Below are 22583 nucleotides of genomic sequence, written 5' to 3'. Positions count from 1 at the left end.
TATGACACTCAAATTTTTATATATGCATGAAAATTCTTAGGTTGAATTCAAGTCAAAAGGGCTATATGCTTTTAATATAATCACACTTTTATGCTTTGGCAATGCAATTCGCCGGCTCTTTCAAATCATTCGTTGTTTTACCCGGATTTTTGTCCTATGATCCAGGTAAACGCTTACACAAATTGCCCGTAAGTGGCAGGGAGGCGCATTATGGTACAAAAGAAAACAGGAGGCTTCACCCTTCCGGGAGAATCCGGCTACGAAGCCTTAACCCTTGAATTGGCGAAAAAGTGGGGAGCCGATGTCATCCGCGACAGCGACGGCACCGCCTTGTCCGATGAAATTCTGAACGCAGGTTACGATATTTATTCCACCATCTGTATTATCCGTGACCACAATGACTGGGCGAAGCAAAACCCGGACAAGCTCCAGCAGACCTTCCTGATGACCCAGCCAGTTGTGGCTGAAGCAGACAGCCTGACGATCCCGCTGATGAAGGATTTCTTCGCCGATCAGTTTGCCGTGAATGAATCCCCTGAATCCATAGCCTACTGGCAGGTCTTCGACCGCACCTCCGGGGCAGAGCTTCCCCGCAGCCAGTGGACCTATGACAGCGCATCGCAATGTGTCGCTCTGACCGGCGTAACCAAGTGGCATGCCTATACCGTCAACTTCATGGCCTTCCGGATTTGGGAAGAAATCTCCATGTACAATCATACCACAAACAATTGGAACAAAGAGCATCTGATGCAGATCGACCCCATCCATACCGAAACCCAGGAGTATATGCTGAACTGGCTGGACGAGTGGTGCGTGAACCATCCTGCTACCAACGTCATCCGGTTTACCTCCATGTTCTACAACTTCGTGTGGATCTGGGGCTCCGATGAGAACAACCGTCATCTGTTCACGGATTGGGCGTCCTATGACTTTACCGTCAGCCCGCGGGCATTGGAGCTGTTCGCCGAGAAATACGGCTACCGCATCACCTCCGAGGACTTCATCAACAAGGGCAAGCTCCGGGTCACCCATGCGGTTCCGGATCAGCGCAAGCTGGACTGGATGGCGTTTATCAACGATTTTGTCATTGAGTTCGGCAAAAAGCTGATTGATATCGCCCACAAGTACAACAAGCTGGCTTATGTTTTCTATGACGACAGCTGGGTCGGCATTGAGCCGTACAACGGCAGATTCGCCGAATTTGGCTTTGACGGCATTATTAAGTGCGTATTCTCCGGCTTCGAGGCACGTCTGGGCTCGGGAGTGGAAGGGGTCGCCACCCACGAGCTGCGGCTGCATCCGTACCTGTTCCCCGTAGGGCTTGGCGGACTGCCTACCTTCATGGAAGGCGGCAACCCGACGCTGGATGCCAAGAACTTCTGGAACAGCATCCGCCGCGCACTGCTGCGGGCTCCGGTGGACCGGATCGGCCTGGGCGGTTATCTCCATCTGGTTGAGCCGTACCCGGATTTCTGCGACTATATCGAAAAGATTGCCGATGAGTTCCGCGAGATCCGTGATCTGCACCAAAGCGGCAAGCCGTATTCCCTCACGCCCAAAATCGGCGTGCTCACCGCCTGGGGCAAGCTGCGCAGCTGGATTTGCTCCGGACACTATCATGAAAACCCGGAACTCGATCTGATCAACATCATGGAAAGCCTGTCCGGTCTTCCCTTCGAGGTGGAGTTCCTGAGCTTCGAGGACATCAAGGCGGGTATCCCCTCGGATGTGGGCGTGATTATCAACGCAGGAACCGCGGGCAGCGCATGGAGCGGCGGCGAGCTGTGGAACGATGCGGCAGTTGTGGAAGCCATCACCGGCTGGGTGCACGGCGGCGGCGTATTCCTCGGTGTAAACGAACCCTCTGCAGCCCCCGGACAGGACACACTGTTCCGCATGGCGCAGGTGCTGGGCGTTGACAGGGATACCGGGGAACGGATCAGTCACGGCAAGTGGCCCGTGGAGGCTGTCCAGCCTGGCTTCACTCTGCCTGCAGGACTGAAGGTCCGCGAAGGCGTCTATCTGACCAACGGCAAGGCCAAGGTATGGGCTGCTGCAGGCAAAACACCTACTGCGTCTGTGCATGATTTCGGCAAAGGCAAGGGCGTCTATCTCTCCAGCTACACGCACTCGGTAGCCAATACGAGGGCCCTCCTGGAGCTGATTCTGGCTGCTGCCGGCCAGTCTGCGGAGCAGCTGTACCTGACGGACAATGCCTATGCGGAATGCGCGTACTATCCGGACAGCAATACGCTGATTCTCATCAACAACTCCGATAGCGAACAAACCATTACGGTGCGTACGGAAAAAAGCGGCGCCGTCACCGAAACCCTGGCAGCCTTCGATACCAAGATTCTGCGGGTATAAACATCCTGATCCTTGCTTGCAGGCGCAAGGGTCTGTACACTAATAGCAGCACACGAAGGAGGAGCCCCTCATGGTGGCTCCTCTTTTTTATAGTTGTTCTTGAAGGAGGCGGACCGGTTGGACGTGGAACTGACCATTACCAGCATCAGCGACAGCGGCAAGGTGGTGCAGCAGGTCCGGGGCAAACGTTATGCCCGGGACGGAAAGCTGTTTTTTCAATATGAGGAGCCCGAATCGGAGATGGGCAGAGTCACCGCGCTTTTGCGGATCGAACCGGAGGGCAAAAAAGCCATCCGGCTTCTCCGGCAGGGGGGTATCAAAAGCGAGCAGCAATTCCGTTCGGGGGAACGTCTGCCCGGTTACTATGATACCCCTCATGGGCGGATGGAGATGGACACCTTCACGCGCAAGCTGAAGGTCCACATGAAGGACGGGCTGGAGCAGCTCCGTTGGGAATATGAGCTGTTTATGGGCGGGGAGAGAGTCGGCAGCTACCGGCTGGATATCGGAATCCGCGCCGCCGGGCCGGCAGAAGCCTGAACCCTTGCACGTACATGGGAGGAGCGCTGCTTTTTGCGGCTTACGGCCCGTACGGCTCGGATGGCGTTGATCTCACCCAGGAAGCCGGCTTTCCGTGCTGTAGAGCTGATGGGCATGGCAGACCGCTGCAGCCCCGACAGAAGCGTGGAGAGGCTTATTCCCGGCTTTATGGCCATCATCAGGGCGGCTACACCGCTGACATGGGAGGTGGCCATGGAGGTGCCGGAAAGCTCCTGGTATTTGCCATTCAGCCAGGTGGAGACAATCCGCTCTCCCGGTGCGTAAATGTCGATCTGGGTGCTGCGGTTGGTGAAGCCGGCGATCTTCCCGTTGCGTCCCGTCGCGCCTACAGCTATGGTGTTCGGAAAACGGGCCGGGTAATCAATGATTCCCTTCTTTCCCTCGTTGCCGGACGAAGCAATAATGACGACTCCTTCCTTGGCGGCATTGCGCACAGCCGTTTCTAGAGAAGGACTGTAGCTTTTCATCCCAAAGCTCATGTTGATGATATGGATGCCATGATTGACGCACCAATCGATGCCCTTCACAATATCCGTCACGAAGGATGTGCCGTTATGGTCGAAGGCCTTGACCGCATAAAGCTTGGCATGGGGCGCCACTCCCGACATACCCTGTCCTGCCCCGGCCGCTATGGTGCCGCTGATATGGGTGCCGTGGCCGTTGTCATCCAGAGGAGGGAGGTGGCGGTGGATCAGATTAATGCCGCCGGCGATGGAATCCCGCAGATCCGGATGGGAGAAGTCCACGCCGGTATCGATGACGCCAATCCGGATTTCTTGGCCCGTTGCAGCTTTCCAGGCAAGGGGGGCCTGGATGTGGCGGATGCCCCAGGGGATGAAGGGTTTGCTCCGGGCGAAGCTGGCCTGGCGGCGGATTTCACCGGGGGACAGCCGGGTGGCCTTATCCTGTATGACCGCCAGCGTTTCATCCCGCTCCACTCCCTCCACCTCGGGGTGGTGAAGGAAAGCCTCCGGAGACTGCAGCTGGAGAAAAACGGCATTAATGAAGGGAAGGGCTTCAACTTGATGGGCGGGGCAGCCGCCGGGTTCCCGGAGCCCCCGGACAATTTCACGGCAATCGGAAGAGGACCGGAGTCGGATGAGATAGCGTGCCGATGATTCCCCAAACCCGCGGAGCTCCTCTTCCATCAGTTCGGTGAGCGTTGGCATCGTCAAGGCGGACCCCTCCTCAGGCATTCGTACAGCATACCTGCATAGATAATGCATTATCTTATGAGCGGCTCGTTTCGGACGCGCAATGCAAGCGCCTTATTCCCGTAAAATGAGCGGATACCCGTGTCAAACCGCCAATCCCTACATAGGATATAGGGAGAGGGCTGTTTGTGGCTCTCGTTAAACATCAAGGGAGGATAGGCGTATGCCTGCCTCTACAGGGGTACAGTCATAAACGGAGGCGCTGTCGGGGCGCCTCTGTTTATTTATGGGGTCCATGCCTGCGGTTCCCGCAACCGCTTGCTTTTTTACATAAAATAGGGTTTACTTATATGAAGATAAAGGCGAGACTGTAGGAAGGGCGTGTACACGTACATGAGCGAGTATCTTTCAAAACTTACACCGGAGCAGGCCAGGGAAGTTCCCATGGTGGACTTGGCATTCAACATCTTGAAGGCGGCCAACACTCCTTTTTATTACCGTGACCTCATGAATGAGGTGGCCAAAATCAAGGGTTACACCGAAGAGGACATCCTCCGGCTGATTGCCCAGCTGTATACGGAGATTAACGTGGACGGCCGTTTCGCTTGCGTAGGTAATAACCTGTGGGGTCTGAAACGCTGGTACCCCGTTGACAATAAAGAAGGCGAAATGGGCGGTGCCAAACGTCCCCGCATCATTAACGACGACGATGATGATTTGGACGAAGAGGAATATATAGATGAGGAAGAGGAAAGCTTCCCGGCCGAGGAAGAGGATTTCGACTCCTTCGACGAAGACCACGAGGAAGTGGCGGAAGAAGAGGACGAAATGTTCGCTCCCGACGAGATCGAAGAAGAGCTGGATGAGACCGACGAGATTCAGGAGCTGGATGAAGAATTGGAGGAGTCCGAGGAAGAGGACTCTGAATTCGAAGACGACCTGGACGAAGGCGAAGAGGACGACAAATAGGTAGTCATTTCTCCCTTTTGGCAGAGTGTGTCGATAGACGTTCTTTTTTGCGGCGCAACCTTGACATGCTCATGCGAAAGAGGGTAATATATTGCATGGGCTTTGGATTTGGTGATCCGAAAGCGAGATCAATGACATTTAAAAGTGCCCCGTCTTCTTGGCGGGTCACTTTTTATTTTTGCTCACGCAGACCTGAAACATGGAACAAAAAATAACGCGCATGATCATGCAGGGGGTTAAACTTGTGACGAAGTATATTTTTGTGACGGGCGGTGTTGTATCTTCCTTAGGCAAAGGCATTACGGCAGCGTCTTTAGGGAGACTTCTGAAGAACAGGGGCCTGAAGGTTACCATTCAGAAGTTTGATCCGTACATCAACGTGGACCCGGGCACCATGAGCCCGTACCAGCACGGCGAGGTGTTCGTGACGGATGACGGGGCGGAGACGGATTTGGACCTGGGTCACTACGAGCGGTTCATCGACATCAACCTGTCCAAGAACAGCAACGTTACCACGGGCAAAATCTATTCCTCGGTTATCACCAAGGAACGCCGCGGCGAATATCTGGGCGGTACGGTGCAGGTGATTCCGCACATCACCAATGAGATCAAGGACCGGGTATTCCGCGCCGGCCGGGAAGCTCAATCCGATGTGGTCATTACCGAAATCGGCGGCACCGTCGGCGATATCGAAAGCCTGCCGTTCCTGGAAGCCATCCGTCAAATTAAGAGCGACATCGGCCGGGATAATGTGATGTACATCCATGTTACGCTGATTCCTTACCTGAAGGCAGCCGGCGAGGTCAAAACCAAGCCGACCCAGCACAGTGTGAAGGAGCTGCGCAGCATCGGGATCCAGCCCAATGTAATTGTCTGCCGCACCGAACACACCCTGTCCGAAGATCTGAAGCGCAAGATCGGCCTGTTCTGCGACATCGATGCCAATGCGGTCATCGAGTGCATCGACGCCGATACCCTGTATGACGTGCCTTTGATGATGCGCGAGCAAGGGCTCGACGATATTGTAGTGAACCATCTGAAGCTCAACACCAATGCCCCGGATATGACCGAATGGGAAGCCATGGTGCAAAAGGTGAAGCAGCTGAAGCATACCACCGAGATCGCCATTGTGGGCAAATACGTGGCGCTGCATGACGCGTATTTGTCCATTGTGGAAGCACTCTCCCACGCCGGCTTTGCCTGCGATTCGGAAGTGAAGATCCGTTGGGTCAACGCTGAGGATGTATATGAGCACAACGTGGACGACCTTCTGGGCGGCGTTGCCGGCATCCTGGTGCCCGGCGGCTTCGGCGACCGGGGTATTGAAGGCAAGATCATGGCCATCAAGTACGCCCGTGAAGAGAAGATTCCGTTCTTCGGCATTTGCCTGGGCATGCAAGTAGCGGTTGTGGAATTTGCCCGCAATGTCCTGGGCCTGGAAGGCGCCAACAGCTCCGAGATCAATCCGACCACCGGCTACCCGGTTATCGACCTGCTTCCGGAGCAGAAGGACATCGAGGACCTGGGCGGCACCATGCGCCTTGGCCTGTACCCCTGCAAGATTGCTTCCGGCTCCCTGGCCGAAGCCTGTTATGCCGATGAACTGGTATATGAGCGCCACCGTCACCGGTACGAGTTCAACAACGCTTACCGCGACGCGATGGAGCATAAGGGTCTGCGCATTTCCGGTACATCCCCGGACGGACGTCTGGTGGAAATGATCGAAATCCCCGACCATCCTTGGTTCCTGGCTGTCCAGTTCCATCCCGAATTCACCTCCCGTCCCAACCGTCCGCAGGCGCTGTTCCGGGAGTTTGTCAAAGCAGCCTTCACGCTGTCCCACTAAAAATGCTCTGCTCCGCGCAAGATTTCCTGCGCGGAGCGGAAGTTTTTGCATAACGTAGAAACGGCTGTAAGGAAATGGCTTTTTGGTAAGCGCTTGCATTCTTGCTTTATGCCTGTTCTGCCCCTGCCTTTAAACTGTACAATCTCCTTCGGACAGGTGTTTTTCTCAGATTTTTGATGAAATACTTAAAGGATTGCAGGAATTTGCTGAAGGAATAGCGAATGTTATACCCATTCATTGGAATTGATGGCTTTATTCGCCGAAGAAGCTGTTGTTTCGCAAGATAGGGAGGGTATGCAGTGGACAAGAAGAAGATTCTGATTGTGGATGACCAGAACGGAATTCGCATCCTGCTGATGGAAGTCTTCAATGTGGAAGGCTATCAGACGTTTCAGGCCTCCAACGGCAAGCTTGCCCTGGAAATCGTCCGGAAGGAAGCGCCGGATTTGGTGCTATTGGACATGAAGATTCCGGGAATGGACGGCCTTGATATTCTCAAGCATATCAAACAGATCGATTCGTCCATCAAGGTGATTATGATGACGGCCTATGGAGAGCTCGACATGATCAAGGAAGCCACGGATTTGGGAGCGTTGACTCATTTCACCAAACCCTTTGACATTGATGAGCTGCGTCTGGCGGTAAACACGGAGCTGCGGCATTTTGGGCCGAACAGCAGCTTTGCCATCTAGTCTTGCAAGCGTGCATCAGGTCTTTTGCCTTACCTTTGATCCTGCCGGCAGGATCATTTTTTTTGGCGCCAGCTTGTACTGCGTTATACGGCCGGGCCACAGGTTTAGTCTTCCGGCAGTCTGGAGACACTAGCCAACAGCCACCCTGAAATGGATGGCCTTTTCCCCTTTGTAATCCGCCAGCCAGAAGGTTTTTTACGGGCTTGGTTACACATGACAGGGTTGTATGATATAATGTTCCAGATGATTGAAAACAGATAGGAGGAAACCTGCATGTCTTTGTTAGTTTCTATGAATGAGTTCCTTCCGCAAGCCAAAGCAGGCAAGTATGCGGTGGGTCAATTCAACATGAATAACCTTGAGTTTGCTCAAGCCATCACTGAAGCAGCTACAGAACTGAAATCCCCGATTATCTTCGGTGTCAGCGAAGGCGCACTGAAGTACATGGGTATTGAGTACACCGTCGCTCTTGCGGAAGCTTCCGCCAAGAAATCCGGTTTGCCCATCGCCCTCCACCTGGACCACGGCAGCAGCTTCGAAGTTGCCATGAAGTGTATCCGCGCGGGCTTCAGCTCCGTTATGTTCGACGGCTCCCACTATTCTTTCGAGGAGAACATCCGTCTGACCAAGGAAATCGTTAAAGTGGCTCATGCCATGGGCGTTTCCGTTGAAGGCGAGCTGGGCACCATCGGCGGTACTGAAGACGACATCAGCCATGACGAAGCCAGCGCTCAATTGGCCAAGCCGGAAGAAGCCCTGCGTTTCTATGAAGAAACCAAGGTTGACGCTTTGGCAATTGCTGTTGGTACCGCACACGGCGTTTATAAAGGCGAAGTAAAGATCCACAACGATATCATTGAAAAGGTTGCAGCTGCAATTCCGGTTTCCATCGTGCTGCACGGCGGATCCGGCGTGCCGGACGAGCTCATCGCCCAAGCAATCGCTGCAGGTGCTTCCAAGATCAATGTAAACACCGAGAACCAAGTTGCCGGTACTGCCGCTATCCGCGAAGTGCTTGCCAAGGATTCCAAGGTGTATGATCCCCGCAAGTATCTGACACCTGCCCGCAACGCCATGATCGACGTGGTGAAATCCAAGATTCAGCTTTTCGGCAGCGCCGGCAAAGCTTAATCTGTTTTCCGTAATTTGACATAATTCGGAAAGGGAAAGCATCCATCTCTTACAGATGCCTTCCCTTTCTATTGTTATGGGAACCTTTTTGCGCGTCTAATGATGTCGCAATCGATAGAATCATAGGAAGCGGCGCGGCTGCCTTCTACCTTGGAAATACGGCCTCATTTTTGCACCTCACCATCCTGTCCCCGGAATTCGGTATGTTGCTGCACAACGCCAAACGGCGTACAAGTCCCTTACATATGCAGGTCTGGTAGGCTTCTGCTTATGCTTATGAACAGTACGTGTTACTAGTTAACGCTTGGCTCATTTCCGGGATTCTGTCCGGGAGGCGGCAAGTTATCCGCTCTTTCCTGGCGGGTCTGGCAAGTGGTATTGCCAGGTGTATGCTGTGAAACATCGAATAACGTACATTTTTTGATGCTTACATTTATTTTTATGAAGCCTAGTGATAGCTTACGAAGTAAGTTTTGTCTCACGACAAAACTTAGCGAATGCTTACGAAGTCAGCTTTGCCCTCGGCAAAGCTTTAGGAGGAAAAGGTGCAGATGCAGAAACTGATGATCGCAGGCGGCTCGCCCTTGCGGGGAACCGTCACCATCAGCGGCGCCAAAAACAGCGCCCTTGCTTTAATTCCGGCTGCGCTCCTTGCGGAGACCCCCGTCACCTTAGATAATTTGCCCGTGTTAAGCGATGTCTCCATCTACCGCGAGCTTCTGGTGGATTTGGGGGCTGGCGTGGAATGGCAGGGAGATCAGATGACCATTGATCCCTCCGCCTTGAAATCCGTGCCTATGCCCAACGGGAACGTCAAGAAGCTCCGCGCCTCCTATTATCTGATGGGTGCGCTTCTGGGGCGGTTTGGTGAAGCTGTCATCGGTTTGCCCGGCGGCTGTAATTTTGAACCGCGTCCCATTGACCAGCATATCAAGGGATTCGAAGCCCTCGGCGCCCGGGTAAGCAATGAATACGGAGCCATTCACATTCAAGCCAAGGAACTGCGCGGCGCGAAGATTTACCTCGACGTGGTCAGCGTGGGTGCCACCATTAATATCATGCTGGCAGCCTCCCGGGCCAAAGGTGTGACTTTGATCGAAAATGCGGCCAAAGAGCCTGAAATTATAGATGTTGCAACACTCTTGAACAACATGGGAGCCCGCATCAAGGGAGCCGGCACGGAAACCATCCGGGTGGAGGGAGTCAGCGAGATGCACGGCTGCCGCCATTCTATCATTCCGGACCGGATCCAGGCCGGTACCTATATGATTGCCGCCGCGGCCACCCGGGGCGATGTGATCGTCGATAATATTATTCCGAAGCATATGGAAGCGGTCACGGCCAAGCTGCGGGAAATGGGCGTCCAGATTACCGAGATGGATGAAGCCATCCGGGTGCTGGGCCAGCCGGGCTACCAGGCTGTGGATGTGAAGGCGCTGGTGTATCCGGGTTTTGCCACGGATATGCAATCGCCAATGGCCAGCCTCCTGACCCAGGCCAGCGGCACCAGTCTCCTCACCGACTACGTGTATAACAACCGGTTCAAGCATGTTCCCGAGCTGGTCCGGATGGGAGCCAAAATCAAGGTGGAAGGCCGGACCGCCATTATTGAGGGCACCCACCTCTCCGGGGCAAAGGTGAAAGCGACTGATCTGAGAGCTGGAGCAGCCTTGGTGGTGGCGGGTCTGACTGTGCCCGGCGGCGGGCTGACCGAGGTGACCGGTGTGGAATATATCGACCGGGGCTATGACAATCTGGTAGAGAACCTGAGTCTCTTGGGGGCCCAGGTTTGGCGGGAATAAGAGATAGGCATTTGGGGTAAACTGGTTAAACGTATTGTGTACAAAAGAGAATGAAAAATTTTAATAGAGCGTGGTGGTTAATGAGATGGATATGCAACTGTCCGAGCTTCAGACGCTGAAGCTCACTGAACTGTACAAGCTGGCCAAACATCATCAGATTCCTTATTATGGCCAAATGAAGAAGAAAGAGCTGATTTTTGCCATCCTTCGGGCCCAGGCGGAAAAGGGCGGCTTGATGTTTATGGAGGGGGTTCTGGATATCCTCCAGGAGGGCTTCGGCTTCCTGCGTCCGATCAATTATTTGCCCAGTGCGGAGGATATCTATATCTCTGCTTCCCAAATCCGCAAATTTGACCTGCGCTCCGGCGACGTAGTCTCGGGCAAATGCCGTCCTCCCAAGGAGAACGAACGGTATTTCGGCTTGCTCCAGGTCGAGGCGGTTAACGGCGAAAAACCGGAGACCGCAGCGGAACGGCTTCATTTTCCCGCGCTGACTCCTCTTTATCCCCAGAAGAAAATTACGTTGGAGACCAATCCTACCCAAATTTCCACCCGGGTAATGGATCTGTTGGCACCTGTGGGTATGGGCCAGCGGGGCTTGATCGTGGCTCCGCCCAAAGCGGGCAAAACCCTGCTGCTGAAGGAAATCGCCAACAGCATTTCCACCAATTATCCCGATGTGGAGCTGTTTGTGCTGTTGATTGACGAACGTCCGGAGGAAGTAACCGATATGCAGCGTTCGGTCAAAGGCGAGGTTGTAGCCTCCACCTTCGACGAGCTGCCGGAGAATCATATCAAGGTGGCAGAATTGGTGCTGGAACGGGCCCAACGGCTGGTTGAGCACAAGAAAGACGTTGTGATTCTGCTGGACAGCATCACCCGGCTGGCCCGGGCGTACAACCTGGTTGTGCCTCCTACCGGCCGCACCTTGTCCGGCGGTATCGATCCGGGAGCATTCCACCGGCCCAAACGGTTCTTCGGCGCAGCCCGGAATATTGAGGAAGGCGGCAGCCTGACCATTCTGGCTACAGCCCTTATCGAAACCGGCTCCCGGATGGATGACGTAATCTACGAAGAATTTAAGGGGACCGGCAACCTGGAGCTGCACTTGGACCGCAAGCTTGCGGAGAAACGGATCTTCCCCTCCATCGATATCCGCAAATCCGGTACACGCCGGGAGGAAATGCTGCTGGCCAAGGAAGAGCTGGAGAAAATCTGGGCCCTGCGCAAGAACATGCAGGATACTCACGAATTTACGGAGGCCTTCCTGAAGCGGCTTAGTGAAGCGAAGACCAATCAGGAATTCCTGGAGAATCTGGACCCCACGGGTAATATCCGGAAGGCCAAAACCTCCGTTTCTTAAACCAACAGGATCCCGCAGATGAAAAAGGAGGCAGCTACGTTGATGCGACTGGTATACGCCGATCAAGACGGCAAGGTCTATGACCATCCCGATTGCGAGGCTTTAGGGCGCAGCGGCGATATGATCGTCGATCTGTTGGAGGGTGAGCTGATTCCTCTGCCGGAAGGAGCGACGCTGGTCAGCCTGCCTTGCACCCGTCCTGTATATGCCGATCCGGCTACAGGCGATATGAAGGTTATGCAAGGGGAGTATAACGCCGTCGGGGCGCTGCTGCCCCAGGGCTACACCCGGCTTCTCATTCCTGCTTACATCAAGTCGGATAAAACCTCGGTGCTGCCCCTGTTCGGGTACACCGCCGTGGTCTGGAAGAATGACGGCTTCTATGTTGCCGCCGAGCAATGCGACGACCCCCATAAATGGAATCCCAATACCTGCGATCCCCGGGAGCTGAAGCGGAAGGTCCGGCAGCTGACAGAGCAATATCCGGAGAACCGGCTCTACACCCACCTGTCCAACTGCGCGCTGGAATATGAATGCCTGACGGCATCCAATACGTTCCTTGGGCGTTGGGAGGGCGGTGTGCCGGTATCCTATTCCTGCAACGCAGGCTGCTTCGGCTGTATCTCCGAGCAGGATGAGGGCAGCGCCTTCGTGGCGCCGCAGACGCGGATGAACTTCAAGCCAACGGTGGATGAATTGGTGCAGCTGATGCTGCAGCATTTGACCACACCGGAGTCTATTATCAGCTTCGGGCAGGGCTGCGAGGGAGAACCCTCTACCCAGGCGCCTATCATCATCCAGGCGATCAAGCGGGTGAGAGAGATGACCTCCATGGGATATATCAATATGAATACCAATGCGGGTCTGACGGATCATATCCGGGGGATCGTGGACGCGGGCCTGAATTTGATCCGGGTGAGCACGATCAGCGCCTTGGACGATCATTACAATGCTTATTACCGGCCCAGAGGCTACACCTTGGCCAACGTGGAGAAGTCTCTGCGTTATGCAGCCGACAAGGGTGTGGTTACCTCCATCAATTATCTGGTATTCCCCGGGGTTAGTGACAGGGAAGAGGAAATTGAAGCCATGGTGGGGCTGGCCCGGCGGACGGATCTGAAGCTGATCCAGCTGCGCAACCTGAACATCGATCCGGAGAGTTATCTGGGGCTTATTCCCAAGCCGCGGGGCGAAATACTCGGCATGAAGCAGATGCTGGACATCTTCCGTGCGGAGTTACCCGGCACGAAGCTTGGCTCATACACCCATACGCCGGAAAGTCTGGCGCGCAAATAGACTCGTCAATCTTATCAATCAAAAAGCTGTCCGTTCTTAAAACCCATCAGGGTCTAAGACGGACAGCTTTTTTTGTGCTTGTGGCGAGAAGGTTCATCCGGGGAACGTTTATAGAGGAAATCCGTTATCCATCAAGGCCAGCGCCTCATCCACAATATCCACGAATTCCCGTTCGGGATGCTCGATGTAATGCATCTGGGCCGCAATGACCACACCTACCACGGCTGCTGCAAAGGTGCGTGTTTTCAGATCGGAGGCATGTTTGCCATACCGCCGTGCGGTTTCGATGCTGATGGTTTCCGATGTGCCCATAACCTGCTGCAAAGCCGCACCGCGCAGCTCCGGAACGGAATAGGTCAGAGAAATCCGTTCCCACATCCCTTCCCGGTCATCTTGGGAAATATGGCCGAAGCCTTCTCTGAGGGCGTTGCGCAGCGCTTGGATAGGGGCGGTGTCCAGGGGTTGTACACGGTATGCTTCGATCAGCAGCGGATCATAATCATCCTCTGTCACAACCGCTTCCTTGGAAGCGAAATACCGGAAAAAGGTGCTGGGAGAAACCTCCGAAACCTCCGCAATCTGTTCGACGGTAGTCGCCTGGTAACCCTGCTCACGAAACAGCTGCATGGCCATTTTGCGGATCGTGGCTCTTGTTTTCAATTTTTTGCGTTCACGCAGGCCCATTTTGCGCTCTGCTCCATCCGACAATTGGAATCCCTCCATGGTAACCAAAGCCCCGTTGTCAAATCGGGGTTTTCTCCAGTTTACCTTTTTTGGACAGGATGGGAAAGGTTTTATGAAGGGGTGGAGTCACTTGCCCGGGTACTGCCGGTGGTGTTGGCTGCAGCAGCATTCAGCCCGCGGGGCAAAAAGAGGAGGCCCAGGAACAGGCTGATAAGGGCGCTTCCCGCACATATCCATAGCAGTATTTCCATGCCATGGATATAGGCGGAGCGGATCATAGCCAATATCTCCGGCGAACTCAGCTTCACAGCGGCTGTTGTTCCGGCTGCGGCGCTTTTGCGGATCGCTTGTGCGGCTCCATCAGGAAGCCCGCCCAAAGACAAATTGGCACGATAGACGGCACTCAAGGCCGAACCCAGCAGAGCCACGCTGATTGAAGCGCCTACCTGCCGCGTTGCCATGACTAAGGCCGAACCAATACCGCTTTTTGCCTCGGTAAGCTCTCCCAGCGCCATATCCATTGCGGTAGGCAGAGCAAACCCCAAACCAGCTCCGGCAATAACAGTCCACAAGGCGATATAGCCAAAACCGGTATCCAACCCGGTGCCTGTGCCCAAGGCCAAACCCGCTCCCAGGAGCACAAACCCCGCAGAAATCACTGCTTTGCAGCCCAGCCGGGGAATAAATAGCTCGGAAATTTTGGCGCCCGCCAGAGTTCCTCCGATTAATGGAAGGAGACGAAGCCCCGTTCCGAAGGCATCCGTTCCTTTTACCGCCTGAAAAAATTGCGGCAATCCAAACAAAAGCCCAAACATGGAGAAGGTAACGCCTGTAGCCAGCAGCGTTCCCCAGGTAAAGCTCCTCGATCGGAACATGGAGAAATCAACCAAGGGTTCTACAGCCTTGCGTTCCCACAAAAACAGCACAATAAGCAGCAGAATGCCTCCTGCAATAGCCAGCCAGGCTGCATGGTCGCTCCAGCCCTGTTCGCCGGCCCGGATAAAGCCGAAGGTAATGGCGCCCAATCCCGTACTGGAGAAAATGATCCCGCCCGCATCAAGCTTAGGCCGGTGTTCGCTGTGGGATTCGGGCATCAGGAGAGCGACGGCGGTGAGGGCGATTGCGATTAGAGGGAGATTGATGAGGAATACGGAGCTCCAATGGTAATGCTTCAACAAATAACCGCCGACAAGAGGGCCAAGAGGGATACCCAGCATATTTACTGTCATCCAGATCATCATGGCCCGGGTTCTCTCCTCTCCTTTAAACAGCACCGGAAGCACGGAGATGGAGAGGGGAATCAGAAAAGCGGCCCCTATTCCCAGAAAAGCACGCATGCCAATCAGCATACCGGCTGTACCTGAAGCAGCGCAGGCGGCCGAGGCTGCTCCGAACAGGAGAAGTGCACCAAGAAGAAGCTTCTTCCGGCCATACCTGTCGCCCAGCATTCCTGCCGGCAGCAGCACTACGGCCAGAATCAAGTTATACGCATCCAGAATCCACTGCAGCTGGCTGGTTGAGGCTTGAAGCTCTACTGCCAAAGTGGGCAATGCCACATTCAGTACAGTCGTATCCAGGCTGACCGCCATCAATCCCAGGCTAAGGGAGAAGAGCACCCACCACCTGCTGTTGTTTTTCAAAACCATTTGTACCATCCCTTTCGGTTTAATATTGACATAATATATCAAATGATAGTAACTGTCAAAATAAATATTGTGAGTGTGTCTGCAGGCTTGTCCGCAAAAAGTATTGCTTTCCCAAACGGGTCTATGCTACAATACCGCTATGTGTCAATTTAACTCTGGTTCGTGGACACTCCCCTTATGAGGAACCAGGGCAGAAAGAGGTGAATGATCATGAAAGAAGCGATTCATCCGAAGTATTATGCAGCCACGGTGACCTGCGCATGCGGTAACACCTTCGAATCCGGCTCCGTGAAGCAAGCTCTTCGCGTCGAAATCTGCTCCAACTGCCATCCTTTCTACACCGGCAAGCAGAAGTTTATCGACGTTGGCGGTCGTGTGGATAAGTTCAAAAAGAAATACGGCATCTAAGCCTTCCGCTTATTACCTGCGGTTGGAACGAATAAGGACATCTCCCGGGGCTAAGCTAAGCCCTGTGGAGGTGTTTTTTTTATGTTGAAACCATTGTTGCCCGCCTTCTGCTGTGGTCTTTTGGCTGCCGGATGGTTAACCGCTTGCGGTGCCGTTTCCGGTGATGAGGGTGTCCGGGTTTACAGCCGCGGGGCCGCTCCTGTTGATGCTGCTTCCACCGGTTCTGCCGCTTCCTTGCCCACCGGCACTTACGCCTCGGATGCAAAAATCTTAAAGGAAGCCATCGCCCGTATCCCCGGGGTTACCGACTCATCGGTCCTGTTTAATGGGCTTACCGCGTACATTACGCTCCATCTGGGCAAGCAGCTGGATATAGAAGAATCCATGCAAATCCGCAAGAGCGCCCAAGAGCTGTTGGGGCGTTTGCTGCCCCAGTATGACGTCAGGGTATCCGTGGAAAAGAATCATGTTTTTTAATAAATGCGCCAATTTCTGCGGATGGTTGCGTTCATCCCGCGAATCCGCTATACTTATCAATACCGTGCTAGACGGGGAGGTAGCGGTGCCCTGTAACCCGCAGTCCGCTACAGCGGGGTTGAATTCCTGTTTTGAGGTCTTGTAATGTGGGGTCTGACGTCTGCACGTAGTGTTGACGGCCGGGTCCTCCGCAATGGATACTTGTGAACCCGGTCAGGTCCGGAAGGAAGCAGCCGTAAGCAAGAGGGTCCATGTGCCGGAGGGTAGCCTAGCCCGAGCCAACGACAGATGTTCCGCCCGGATTGCCTGCCCGAGGACAGGTGCACGGTACCTATTTTTACATTCAGACATGATGAGCACTCCGTTGAGGGGTGCTTTTTTATTATTTAATCAGGACTTTCTAAAATTTTATTGCCAATAGGAGGAAATTGTCATTATTAGGAGAACTCTATAAATTGTTAATCTCCGAACGTGATGAATCTGGCTTAGCTGCTGTCCATATAGCAGGGGGGTGTACGATCTTATGCAAGAGGCCTTGATTTACTATGCCATATCAGAGGAGAAAATCCAGCATTACCTAGATCAATTGTATAAGCATGCCGTAGCCGTAATTGACGGAAACAACTGCCTGTACTGCTGCAACCGGGTATTCCTTGAGCTGACGGGGTATACACAGAACCAGATCTTTGGAGAGGATGTCAGCAGCTTCATGGAAAAGTCGTTCCTGCCGGAGGGCTTGGACTATGACCAAGGCCAGCTGCTTCTGCTTCGGGATTATGCGGGAAGGATGATATCGAGCCGGTTTTTCCAGGGGAGGTTCAGAGGAACGAACGGAGAGGAATACACCATGCTGCACCTGCATGATTTGAAGCCCGGTGAGGACTTGAATCTGCTGCAGCAATTTGCAGGAACTCTCCTGCAGGATATCAACCTGGGTGTGCTGTTGTTTGACACGGATTACAAGCTTATCGACATCAGCGACATGGCCTGCCGGATATTCGGCATTGAGCGGGGCAAGGTTATCAACAGACCCTTGTCGGATATGTTCCGCGAGCTTCCGGAGGATCATCAGCCCATGCCGAAGGGCATCTTCGAGGGGGTACTGTACCGCAATCATGCCTTGTCCTGGACCAACAACAACGAACGTTATGAGCTTCTGGTGGATTCCAATATTCTGCGGGATCACGCGGGAGGTGTTCAGGGCGGATACGTGACCTTCAAGGATGTGACCAATCTGCGCTCTTTGGAGGAGCAGGTGCAGCGCAACGACCGGCTCTCCATGATTGGCCAAATTGCAGCAGGCACAGCCCACGAGATCCGCAATCCGCTAACATCCATCAAAGGGTTCCTGCAGATGTTCCGCAATACCTTTGTGGAGCGGGAGATGGACAAGGAAAAAAGCTACACCGAGATTATGCTGATGGAGATTGACCGGATCAATGAGCTGGTGAATGAATTTCTGCTGCTGGGTAAGCGCAAAAACGTCAACTACGAGCTGGTGGATATTCCGTTGGTGCTGAAGGAGATCATGCCGATTATCCATAGTGAGGCCACCCTCCACAACATTACTGTGCAGCAGATTGTGACGGAGGAGCTTCCCCGTGTGATTGCCGACAGGGAAATGCTGAAGCAGGTTTTTCTGAACATCAGCAAAAACGGGATTGAAGCCATGTCCGGAGAAGGGGTCCTGACTGTTCAGGTCAAACGGGATCTGCAGGAGAACAAGCTCCACATCGAAATCCACGATACCGGACCGGGTATCCCCCATTTTGTAGTGGACAAAATCTTCGACCCCTTCTTTACCACCAAACCCAACGGGACAGGACTGGGCTTATCCGTCTGCCAGCGGATTATTCATGATATCGGCGGTATTATCCGTGTGTCCTCCAAAGGCTTCGGCACAACCTTTACGGTCAGCATACCTATACCATAGATATGTAATTATTTGGTTGAATACATAATTGTAAGCATTATCTCTTCTTAAAAAGGGAGGCCGGCCGCCATTGGGATGAGCCGGTCTTCTTTGGCATAGGGGGAAACGGGCCATTGGCGGATGCTTTCTGGAAGAAGTGGCGTCTCCTGTGATATAATGTTGAAACGAATGACTGCGGGGTCCGGTTGTTTGGAAGAACCGGAGCCGCTTACGGAAACGGAGAGGAAATCATGGCTCATAAAGCGTTGTACCGCACGTGGAGGCCCCAGCTTTTCGGGGATGTGGTGGGACAGCAGCATATTATCCGTACTCTGCAGAATTCGCTGAAAGAGAGCAGACTCTCCCACGCTTATTTGTTCAACGGCCCCCGCGGCACTGGCAAAACCACCATTGCCAAGCTGCTGGCCAAAGCCGTCAACTGCCGCCAGGGTCCCGGCGAGGAGCCGTGTAATACCTGCCCCTCCTGCCTGGCCATCACGGAAGGTTCGGAAATCGGGGTCCTGGAAATTGACGCCGCCTCCAACCGGGGGATCGATGAGATCCGCAATCTCCGGGATAAGATGATTTTTGCCTACACCGAAGTCCGGCATAAGGTATATATCATTGATGAGGTCCATATGCTCACCACTGAGGCTTTTAATGCCCTCCTCAAAACACTGGAGGAGCCGCCTCCCAATGTGATGTTCATCCTGGCGACCACCGAGCCGCACCGCATTCCGGCGACGATCATTTCCCGGTGCCAGCGCTTTGATTTCCGGAGGATTCCGCTGGAGGAGGAGGTCGGACGTCTTCTCGAGGTATGCCGCGAGGAGGGTGTGGATCTCCAGGTGGAAGCGGCCCAATACATTGCCCGCCTGTCCGAAGGGGGCATGCGTGACGCGTTGAGCCTGCTGGATCAGATCATCTCCTTTACAGGCAATGCCATCAGCTATGACGATGCCGTTGCCATGACCGGAGGGATTGCCGGCGAACGGTTCGCCGAGCTGGCCGCCCATATCCGCGAAGGAGACAGCGGTCAAGCCCTGAGCTGGATCAGCCTGCTGATGCAGGAAGGTAAAAGCGCAGACCGCTGCATGGAGAACCTGCTGCTTTATTTCCGCGATATTCTGATGATCAAAATGGTTCCCGGCTCCCAGACCGTGACGGAACGGGTGCTGGATATTCCCAGGTTTAAGGCCATGGCGGAGACCTTCTCTGCGGACCGCCTGTTTGCCATTATGGAAGTGCTGAACCATTTCCAGAACGAGATGAAATATTCCACCCAGCCGCAGACGCTGTTTGAGGTGGCAGTGCTGAAGCTGTGCACCTTGGCCTCGGCCGGTGAAGCCTCAACCCGCCAGGCAGAGTTGCCGCCGGCTATGGCCTCTGCGGCCGGAGCCGGGGGATCGGTCGGCCAAGAGGAGCTGCAGCTCTTGAAGCGGCGGATTGGCCAACTGGAAGAACAGCTGGCCGGGCTCATGCGGAATCCGCCTGCGGCCGCCAGCCCGCAGCCGGCGGCGAACCGTGCCCCCGGCCAGGCTCCCGGTGGGCGTGCCTCTGCTCCGGCTGTCCGCAGGTCCACCATCAAGCTGGACGGCTTTGTGAAGGAAGGGCAGTCCCCCTTTTTCAAGCAGGTTGCAGCCAAGTGGAGCCAGGTGCTGTCAGGAGTGAAGGAAGCGCGTATTACCGTTCATGCCTGGCTTGTGGATGGGGAGCCCGTGGCCTGCCAGGACGATCAGGTGCTGGTTGCCTTCAAAAGCCCGATGCACCGGGAAACGACCGAAAAACCTGCCAACAAGCAGGTGATCGAACAGGTGCTGGGTCAGGTGTTGGGTCAGCCTGCACGGTTGGCTACAGTAATGATGAACGAGTGGAAGGAAGTCCAATCCTCAGGCGCCGGACAGGCACAGCCCGAGGAGCTGAAGCTGGAGCAGGAGTCCTCCCCGCCGGCGGAAGGCGAATGGGTGCAGGAGGCGGTTAAGCTGTTCGGCGAGGATCTTGTCCGGATCAGGGAAGACTGACAGGATCATCCCCCAAATGTGAAGAGAGGGCTTCGCAGCTTATTCCGATTACTTTTGGGGGAGCCCCCGTTAGAGAATTCATCAAAGACCTATTTGTATAAAGGAGCGAACGATATGAATAACATGAACCAAATGATGAAGCAAGTGAAGAAGATGCAGGAGCAAATGATGAAGGCCCAGGAGGAGCTTGCCTCCAAGACGGTAGAGGGCACTGCCGGCGGAGTTGTGACGGTTGTAGCCAATGGCCAAAAGAAGATTGTTTCTATTGCCATTAAGCCGGAGGCGGTTGATCCGGAGGATGTAGAAATGCTGCAGGATCTGGTTCTGACAGCTGTGAATGACGCCCTGAATCAAGCCGACGAGCTGGCGAACAAGGATATGGGCAAGTTCACCGGCGGCATGAAGATCCCTGGTTTGTTCTAATCAATTGCCTGCGCGGGCTGAACGTGCAGGACTATTTTAATAAAAGAAGGGGCTGCTGGCTTGTTTTACCCGGAACCTTTAGCGAAACTGATTGACTCTTTTACCCGCCTTCCGGGTATCGGCCCCAAAACGGCCGGACGCCTGGCCTTCTTTGTATTGAATATGAAGGAGGAGGAGGTCCTGGAATTTGCCAAGGCGCTGGTGAATGTGAAGCGCAACCTCCATTATTGCTCCTCCTGCTGCAATATTACGGATGTGGACCCGTGCAGGGTCTGCCAAGATAAAACCCGGGACGGCTCTGTGATTTGTGTAGTCCAGGAATCCAAGGATCTGGTGGCCATGGAGCGCACCAAGGAGTTCCACGGTTATTACCACGTGCTGCACGGCGCCATCTCCCCAATGGAGGGAATCGGGCCGGATGATATCTATATTGCCGAGCTCCTGAAACGTCTGGGTGACGACAAGGTGCAGGAGCTGATCCTCGCCACTAATCCCAATATTGAGGGGGAGGCAACGGCGATGTATCTTTCGCGGCTGGTCCGCCCCTTCGGGATCAAGGTGACGCGGATTGCCCACGGACTCCCAGTAGGGGGAGATCTGGAGTACGCCGACGAAGTAACGTTGACCAAAGCTCTGGAAGGACGCCGGGAGCTGTAGCGGTATACTGTTTTGATTAAGTGTTTTTAAGAAGACCGGAGGGTCTTCTTTTTTTATGGTTAAAACAATTCTGCAGTTAGTGCCTTTCTTGGACAGGTTTCGGTTCTAAACTTTCTTGAGATTGCCATATATCTAGAAAGAAGGACATGCCGGTTCACCGGAAAGGAGAGGTTTTGTATGGGATTTTTTCCAGTATGGAAGGGCAAGGTGCAGAAAAGGTTGGAAGAACCCAGGTTTCTGGATAAGGTGGGGATGCACCAGGAGATTCGCAAAGCCCATCTGGAATGGACAACGGCTCAACAACGGCTGGAGTGGGTAGTGGAAAAGGATCAGATTGATTATGCCATCTTTGCTCTGGAAGCGGCGGAAAAACGCTATATTATGCTTTTGCGGCAAGCCAAGCTGATGCAGTGGGAGGATGGTCTGCTGGTGGCAACTCAGGCTCAGCACATGCATGCCTTAACCGGCAAGGGAAAAGAAGCAACCAAAAAAGGCAGGGGCCAGGCAGCCGGTTTCTGACAGGAGGAGGTAGAGGATGGAATATCTTTGGTGGGCGGTATTTCTATTATCTCTTTCTTCGCTGGTGCTGCTCGTACTGCGCAACAGCAGTGCGGGCGCCTGGTTGAAGACGCTGGGCCTGCACGTCATCGCCGCAGCGCTTCTTCTGTATGCTGTAAACTGGGTAGGGCAGCGGTACATGTTCCAGGTGCCGATTAATGCGTATACGCTGTCCACCATCGGGGTTCTGGGCGTTCCGGGGCTGGCTCTGCTGGTGGCTTTGAAGCTGACTCTTATCGGATAAGCTCGAATTTGAAAAAAAAGTGTTGCATTCCTGTTGAATTCTATGTTATTATCAAATTCCGCCGCTGAGACAAGCCGTGCAGCGGAAGGATGGAAAAGCAAGGCAAGCAAGAAATTAAAAAATAATGCTTGCAAAGATGCATGACAATGTGGTATATTAAAAAAGTCGCCTCTTGAAGAAGAGAACGACGAAGAAACAAACGAGCTCCTTGAAAACTGAACAACGAGCAGCAAAACAATGAAGCCAAACGTTTGAACAATTGAGCAATCAGCTCTAACATAACGGTCCTTCGGGGCCACTTTTATGGAGAGTTTGATCCTGGCTCAGGACGAACGCTGGCGGCGTGCCTAATACATGCAAGTCGAGCGGGTT

Annotated in this window: 20 protein-coding genes, 1 rRNA gene and 1 other RNA gene; 19 read left to right on the top strand and 3 right to left on the bottom strand. The window is 54.0% G+C overall.

What is annotated here, in order from left to right; genetic code table 11:
* Positions 1-210: 210 nt before the first annotated feature.
* Both gnpA and ACI1P1_RS25630 read left to right on the top strand, forming a co-directional pair.
* Positions 211-2367, top strand: coding sequence for a 1,3-beta-galactosyl-N-acetylhexosamine phosphorylase (gene gnpA / locus ACI1P1_RS25635; protein ID WP_416219345.1), 2157 nt, complete (start codon positions 211-213; stop codon positions 2365-2367).
* A gap of 123 nt (positions 2368-2490) precedes the next feature.
* On the top strand, positions 2491-2907 hold the full coding sequence (locus tag ACI1P1_RS25630) for a YwiB family protein (RefSeq protein WP_416219411.1): 417 nt from the start codon (positions 2491-2493) through the stop codon (positions 2905-2907).
* Here ACI1P1_RS25630 and ACI1P1_RS25625 read toward each other — a convergent pair.
* On the bottom strand, positions 2859-4097 hold the full coding sequence (locus ACI1P1_RS25625) for a S8 family peptidase (RefSeq protein WP_416219410.1): 1239 nt from the start codon (positions 4095-4097) through the stop codon (positions 2859-2861). The two genes, ACI1P1_RS25630 and ACI1P1_RS25625, sit on opposite strands and share 49 nt — an antisense overlap.
* Positions 4098-4475: 378 nt before the next feature.
* Here ACI1P1_RS25625 and rpoE point away from each other — a divergent pair, with 378 nt between their 5' ends.
* The 7 genes from rpoE (at position 4476) to ACI1P1_RS25590 (ending at position 13181) form a co-directional block, all read left to right on the top strand.
* Entirely contained in the window at positions 4476-5051 is a 576-nt protein-coding gene (gene rpoE, locus ACI1P1_RS25620) for a DNA-directed RNA polymerase subunit delta (protein ID WP_416219344.1), read from the top strand.
* Between the two features lie 244 nt (positions 5052-5295).
* Positions 5296-6897: a CTP synthase gene (locus ACI1P1_RS25615; RefSeq protein WP_416219343.1), complete on the top strand. Its 1602-nt coding sequence runs from the start codon at positions 5296-5298 to the stop codon at positions 6895-6897.
* A gap of 299 nt (positions 6898-7196) precedes the next feature.
* Positions 7197-7589, top strand: coding sequence for a response regulator (locus ACI1P1_RS25610; RefSeq protein WP_416219341.1), 393 nt, complete (start codon positions 7197-7199; stop codon positions 7587-7589).
* Positions 7590-7862: 273 nt separating this feature from the next.
* Positions 7863-8720, top strand: coding sequence for a class II fructose-1,6-bisphosphate aldolase (gene fba, locus ACI1P1_RS25605; RefSeq protein ID WP_416219340.1), 858 nt, complete (start codon positions 7863-7865; stop codon positions 8718-8720).
* A 551-nt stretch (positions 8721-9271) separates the two neighbouring features.
* Positions 9272-10522 (top strand): UDP-N-acetylglucosamine 1-carboxyvinyltransferase, encoded by a 1251-nt coding sequence (locus ACI1P1_RS25600; RefSeq protein ID WP_416219339.1) that lies wholly within the window; start codon positions 9272-9274, stop codon positions 10520-10522.
* A gap of 85 nt (positions 10523-10607) precedes the next feature.
* Positions 10608-11885 (top strand): transcription termination factor Rho, encoded by a 1278-nt coding sequence (gene rho, locus ACI1P1_RS25595; protein ID WP_416219338.1) that lies wholly within the window; start codon positions 10608-10610, stop codon positions 11883-11885.
* A gap of 42 nt (positions 11886-11927) precedes the next feature.
* Positions 11928-13181, top strand: coding sequence for a radical SAM family protein (locus ACI1P1_RS25590; protein WP_416219409.1), 1254 nt, complete (start codon positions 11928-11930; stop codon positions 13179-13181).
* Positions 13182-13289: 108 nt separating this feature from the next.
* Here the strand turns inward: ACI1P1_RS25590 and ACI1P1_RS25585 are convergent, their stop codons facing one another.
* Positions 13290-13889 (bottom strand): acyl-CoA-like ligand-binding transcription factor, encoded by a 600-nt coding sequence (locus tag ACI1P1_RS25585; protein WP_416219337.1) that lies wholly within the window; start codon positions 13887-13889, stop codon positions 13290-13292.
* A gap of 86 nt (positions 13890-13975) precedes the next feature.
* A complete protein-coding gene (locus ACI1P1_RS25580; RefSeq protein ID WP_416219336.1) occupies positions 13976-15511 on the bottom strand; it encodes a DHA2 family efflux MFS transporter permease subunit in 1536 nt (511 codons plus the stop codon).
* A gap of 210 nt (positions 15512-15721) precedes the next feature.
* On the opposite strand from ACI1P1_RS25580, the gene rpmE reads away from it, so the two are divergent.
* From rpmE to ACI1P1_RS25530, 10 genes are all read left to right on the top strand, one after another.
* Entirely contained in the window at positions 15722-15919 is a 198-nt protein-coding gene (gene rpmE, locus ACI1P1_RS25575) for a 50S ribosomal protein L31 (protein ID WP_416219335.1), read from the top strand.
* A gap of 81 nt (positions 15920-16000) precedes the next feature.
* Complete coding sequence (locus ACI1P1_RS25570) at positions 16001-16396, top strand: hypothetical protein (protein WP_416219334.1); 396 nt, start codon at positions 16001-16003, stop codon at positions 16394-16396.
* Between the two features lie 62 nt (positions 16397-16458).
* An RNA gene (ffs, locus tag ACI1P1_RS25565) (signal recognition particle sRNA large type) lies at positions 16459-16724 on the top strand.
* Positions 16725-16919: 195 nt separating this feature from the next.
* Complete coding sequence (locus tag ACI1P1_RS25560; RefSeq protein ID WP_416219333.1) at positions 16920-18329, top strand: ATP-binding protein; 1410 nt, start codon at positions 16920-16922, stop codon at positions 18327-18329.
* 230 nt (positions 18330-18559) lie between these two features.
* Positions 18560-20329 carry a DNA polymerase III subunit gamma/tau gene (gene dnaX, locus ACI1P1_RS25555; RefSeq protein WP_416219331.1) on the top strand — a complete coding sequence of 590 codons (1770 nt, stop codon included), beginning with the start codon at positions 18560-18562 and terminating at the stop codon, positions 20327-20329.
* 114 nt (positions 20330-20443) lie between these two features.
* Positions 20444-20752, top strand: coding sequence for a YbaB/EbfC family nucleoid-associated protein (locus tag ACI1P1_RS25550; RefSeq protein WP_416219330.1), 309 nt, complete (start codon positions 20444-20446; stop codon positions 20750-20752).
* Between the two features lie 60 nt (positions 20753-20812).
* Positions 20813-21409, top strand: a complete 597-nt coding sequence (recR, locus tag ACI1P1_RS25545; protein ID WP_416219329.1) for a recombination mediator RecR — start codon at positions 20813-20815, stop codon at positions 21407-21409.
* Positions 21410-21586: 177 nt separating this feature from the next.
* Complete coding sequence (locus ACI1P1_RS25540; RefSeq protein ID WP_416219327.1) at positions 21587-21928, top strand: DUF2508 family protein; 342 nt, start codon at positions 21587-21589, stop codon at positions 21926-21928.
* Positions 21929-21944: 16 nt separating this feature from the next.
* Positions 21945-22211 (top strand): pro-sigmaK processing inhibitor BofA family protein, encoded by a 267-nt coding sequence (locus ACI1P1_RS25535; protein WP_416219326.1) that lies wholly within the window; start codon positions 21945-21947, stop codon positions 22209-22211.
* Between the two features lie 300 nt (positions 22212-22511).
* Positions 22512-22583: ribosomal RNA gene (locus tag ACI1P1_RS25530) — 16S ribosomal RNA — on the top strand; the annotation flags it as partial.

Source organism: Paenibacillus mesotrionivorans (genome assembly GCF_046098205.1).
Classification (GTDB): Bacteria; Bacillota; Bacilli; order Paenibacillales; family NBRC-103111; genus Paenibacillus_AR; species Paenibacillus_AR mesotrionivorans.
The sequence above is the reverse complement of the archived record's forward strand: the minus strand, read 5'-3'. Positions and strand labels throughout refer to the sequence as shown.

Coding starts and splice junctions, on each gene's coding strand:
- fba (WP_416219340.1), top strand. CDS start 7,863: ATGTCTTTGTTAGTTTCTATGAATGAGTTCCTTCCGCAAGCCAAAGCA.
- ACI1P1_RS25550 (WP_416219330.1), top strand. CDS start 20,444: ATGAATAACATGAACCAAATGATGAAGCAAGTGAAGAAGATGCAGGAG.
- ACI1P1_RS25590 (WP_416219409.1), top strand. CDS start 11,928: ATGCGACTGGTATACGCCGATCAAGACGGCAAGGTCTATGACCATCCC.
- rpmE (WP_416219335.1), top strand. CDS start 15,722: ATGAAAGAAGCGATTCATCCGAAGTATTATGCAGCCACGGTGACCTGC.
- ACI1P1_RS25600 (WP_416219339.1), top strand. CDS start 9,272: ATGCAGAAACTGATGATCGCAGGCGGCTCGCCCTTGCGGGGAACCGTC.
- ACI1P1_RS25560 (WP_416219333.1), top strand. CDS start 16,920: ATGCAAGAGGCCTTGATTTACTATGCCATATCAGAGGAGAAAATCCAG.
- ACI1P1_RS25540 (WP_416219327.1), top strand. CDS start 21,587: ATGGGATTTTTTCCAGTATGGAAGGGCAAGGTGCAGAAAAGGTTGGAA.
- rpoE (WP_416219344.1), top strand. CDS start 4,476: ATGAGCGAGTATCTTTCAAAACTTACACCGGAGCAGGCCAGGGAAGTT.
- gnpA (WP_416219345.1), top strand. CDS start 211: ATGGTACAAAAGAAAACAGGAGGCTTCACCCTTCCGGGAGAATCCGGC.
- rho (WP_416219338.1), top strand. CDS start 10,608: ATGGATATGCAACTGTCCGAGCTTCAGACGCTGAAGCTCACTGAACTG.
- ACI1P1_RS25535 (WP_416219326.1), top strand. CDS start 21,945: ATGGAATATCTTTGGTGGGCGGTATTTCTATTATCTCTTTCTTCGCTG.
- ACI1P1_RS25570 (WP_416219334.1), top strand. CDS start 16,001: ATGTTGAAACCATTGTTGCCCGCCTTCTGCTGTGGTCTTTTGGCTGCC.
- ACI1P1_RS25625 (WP_416219410.1), bottom strand. CDS start 4,097: ATGCCAACGCTCACCGAACTGATGGAAGAGGAGCTCCGCGGGTTTGGG.
- dnaX (WP_416219331.1), top strand. CDS start 18,560: ATGGCTCATAAAGCGTTGTACCGCACGTGGAGGCCCCAGCTTTTCGGG.
- ACI1P1_RS25580 (WP_416219336.1), bottom strand. CDS start 15,511: ATGGTTTTGAAAAACAACAGCAGGTGGTGGGTGCTCTTCTCCCTTAGC.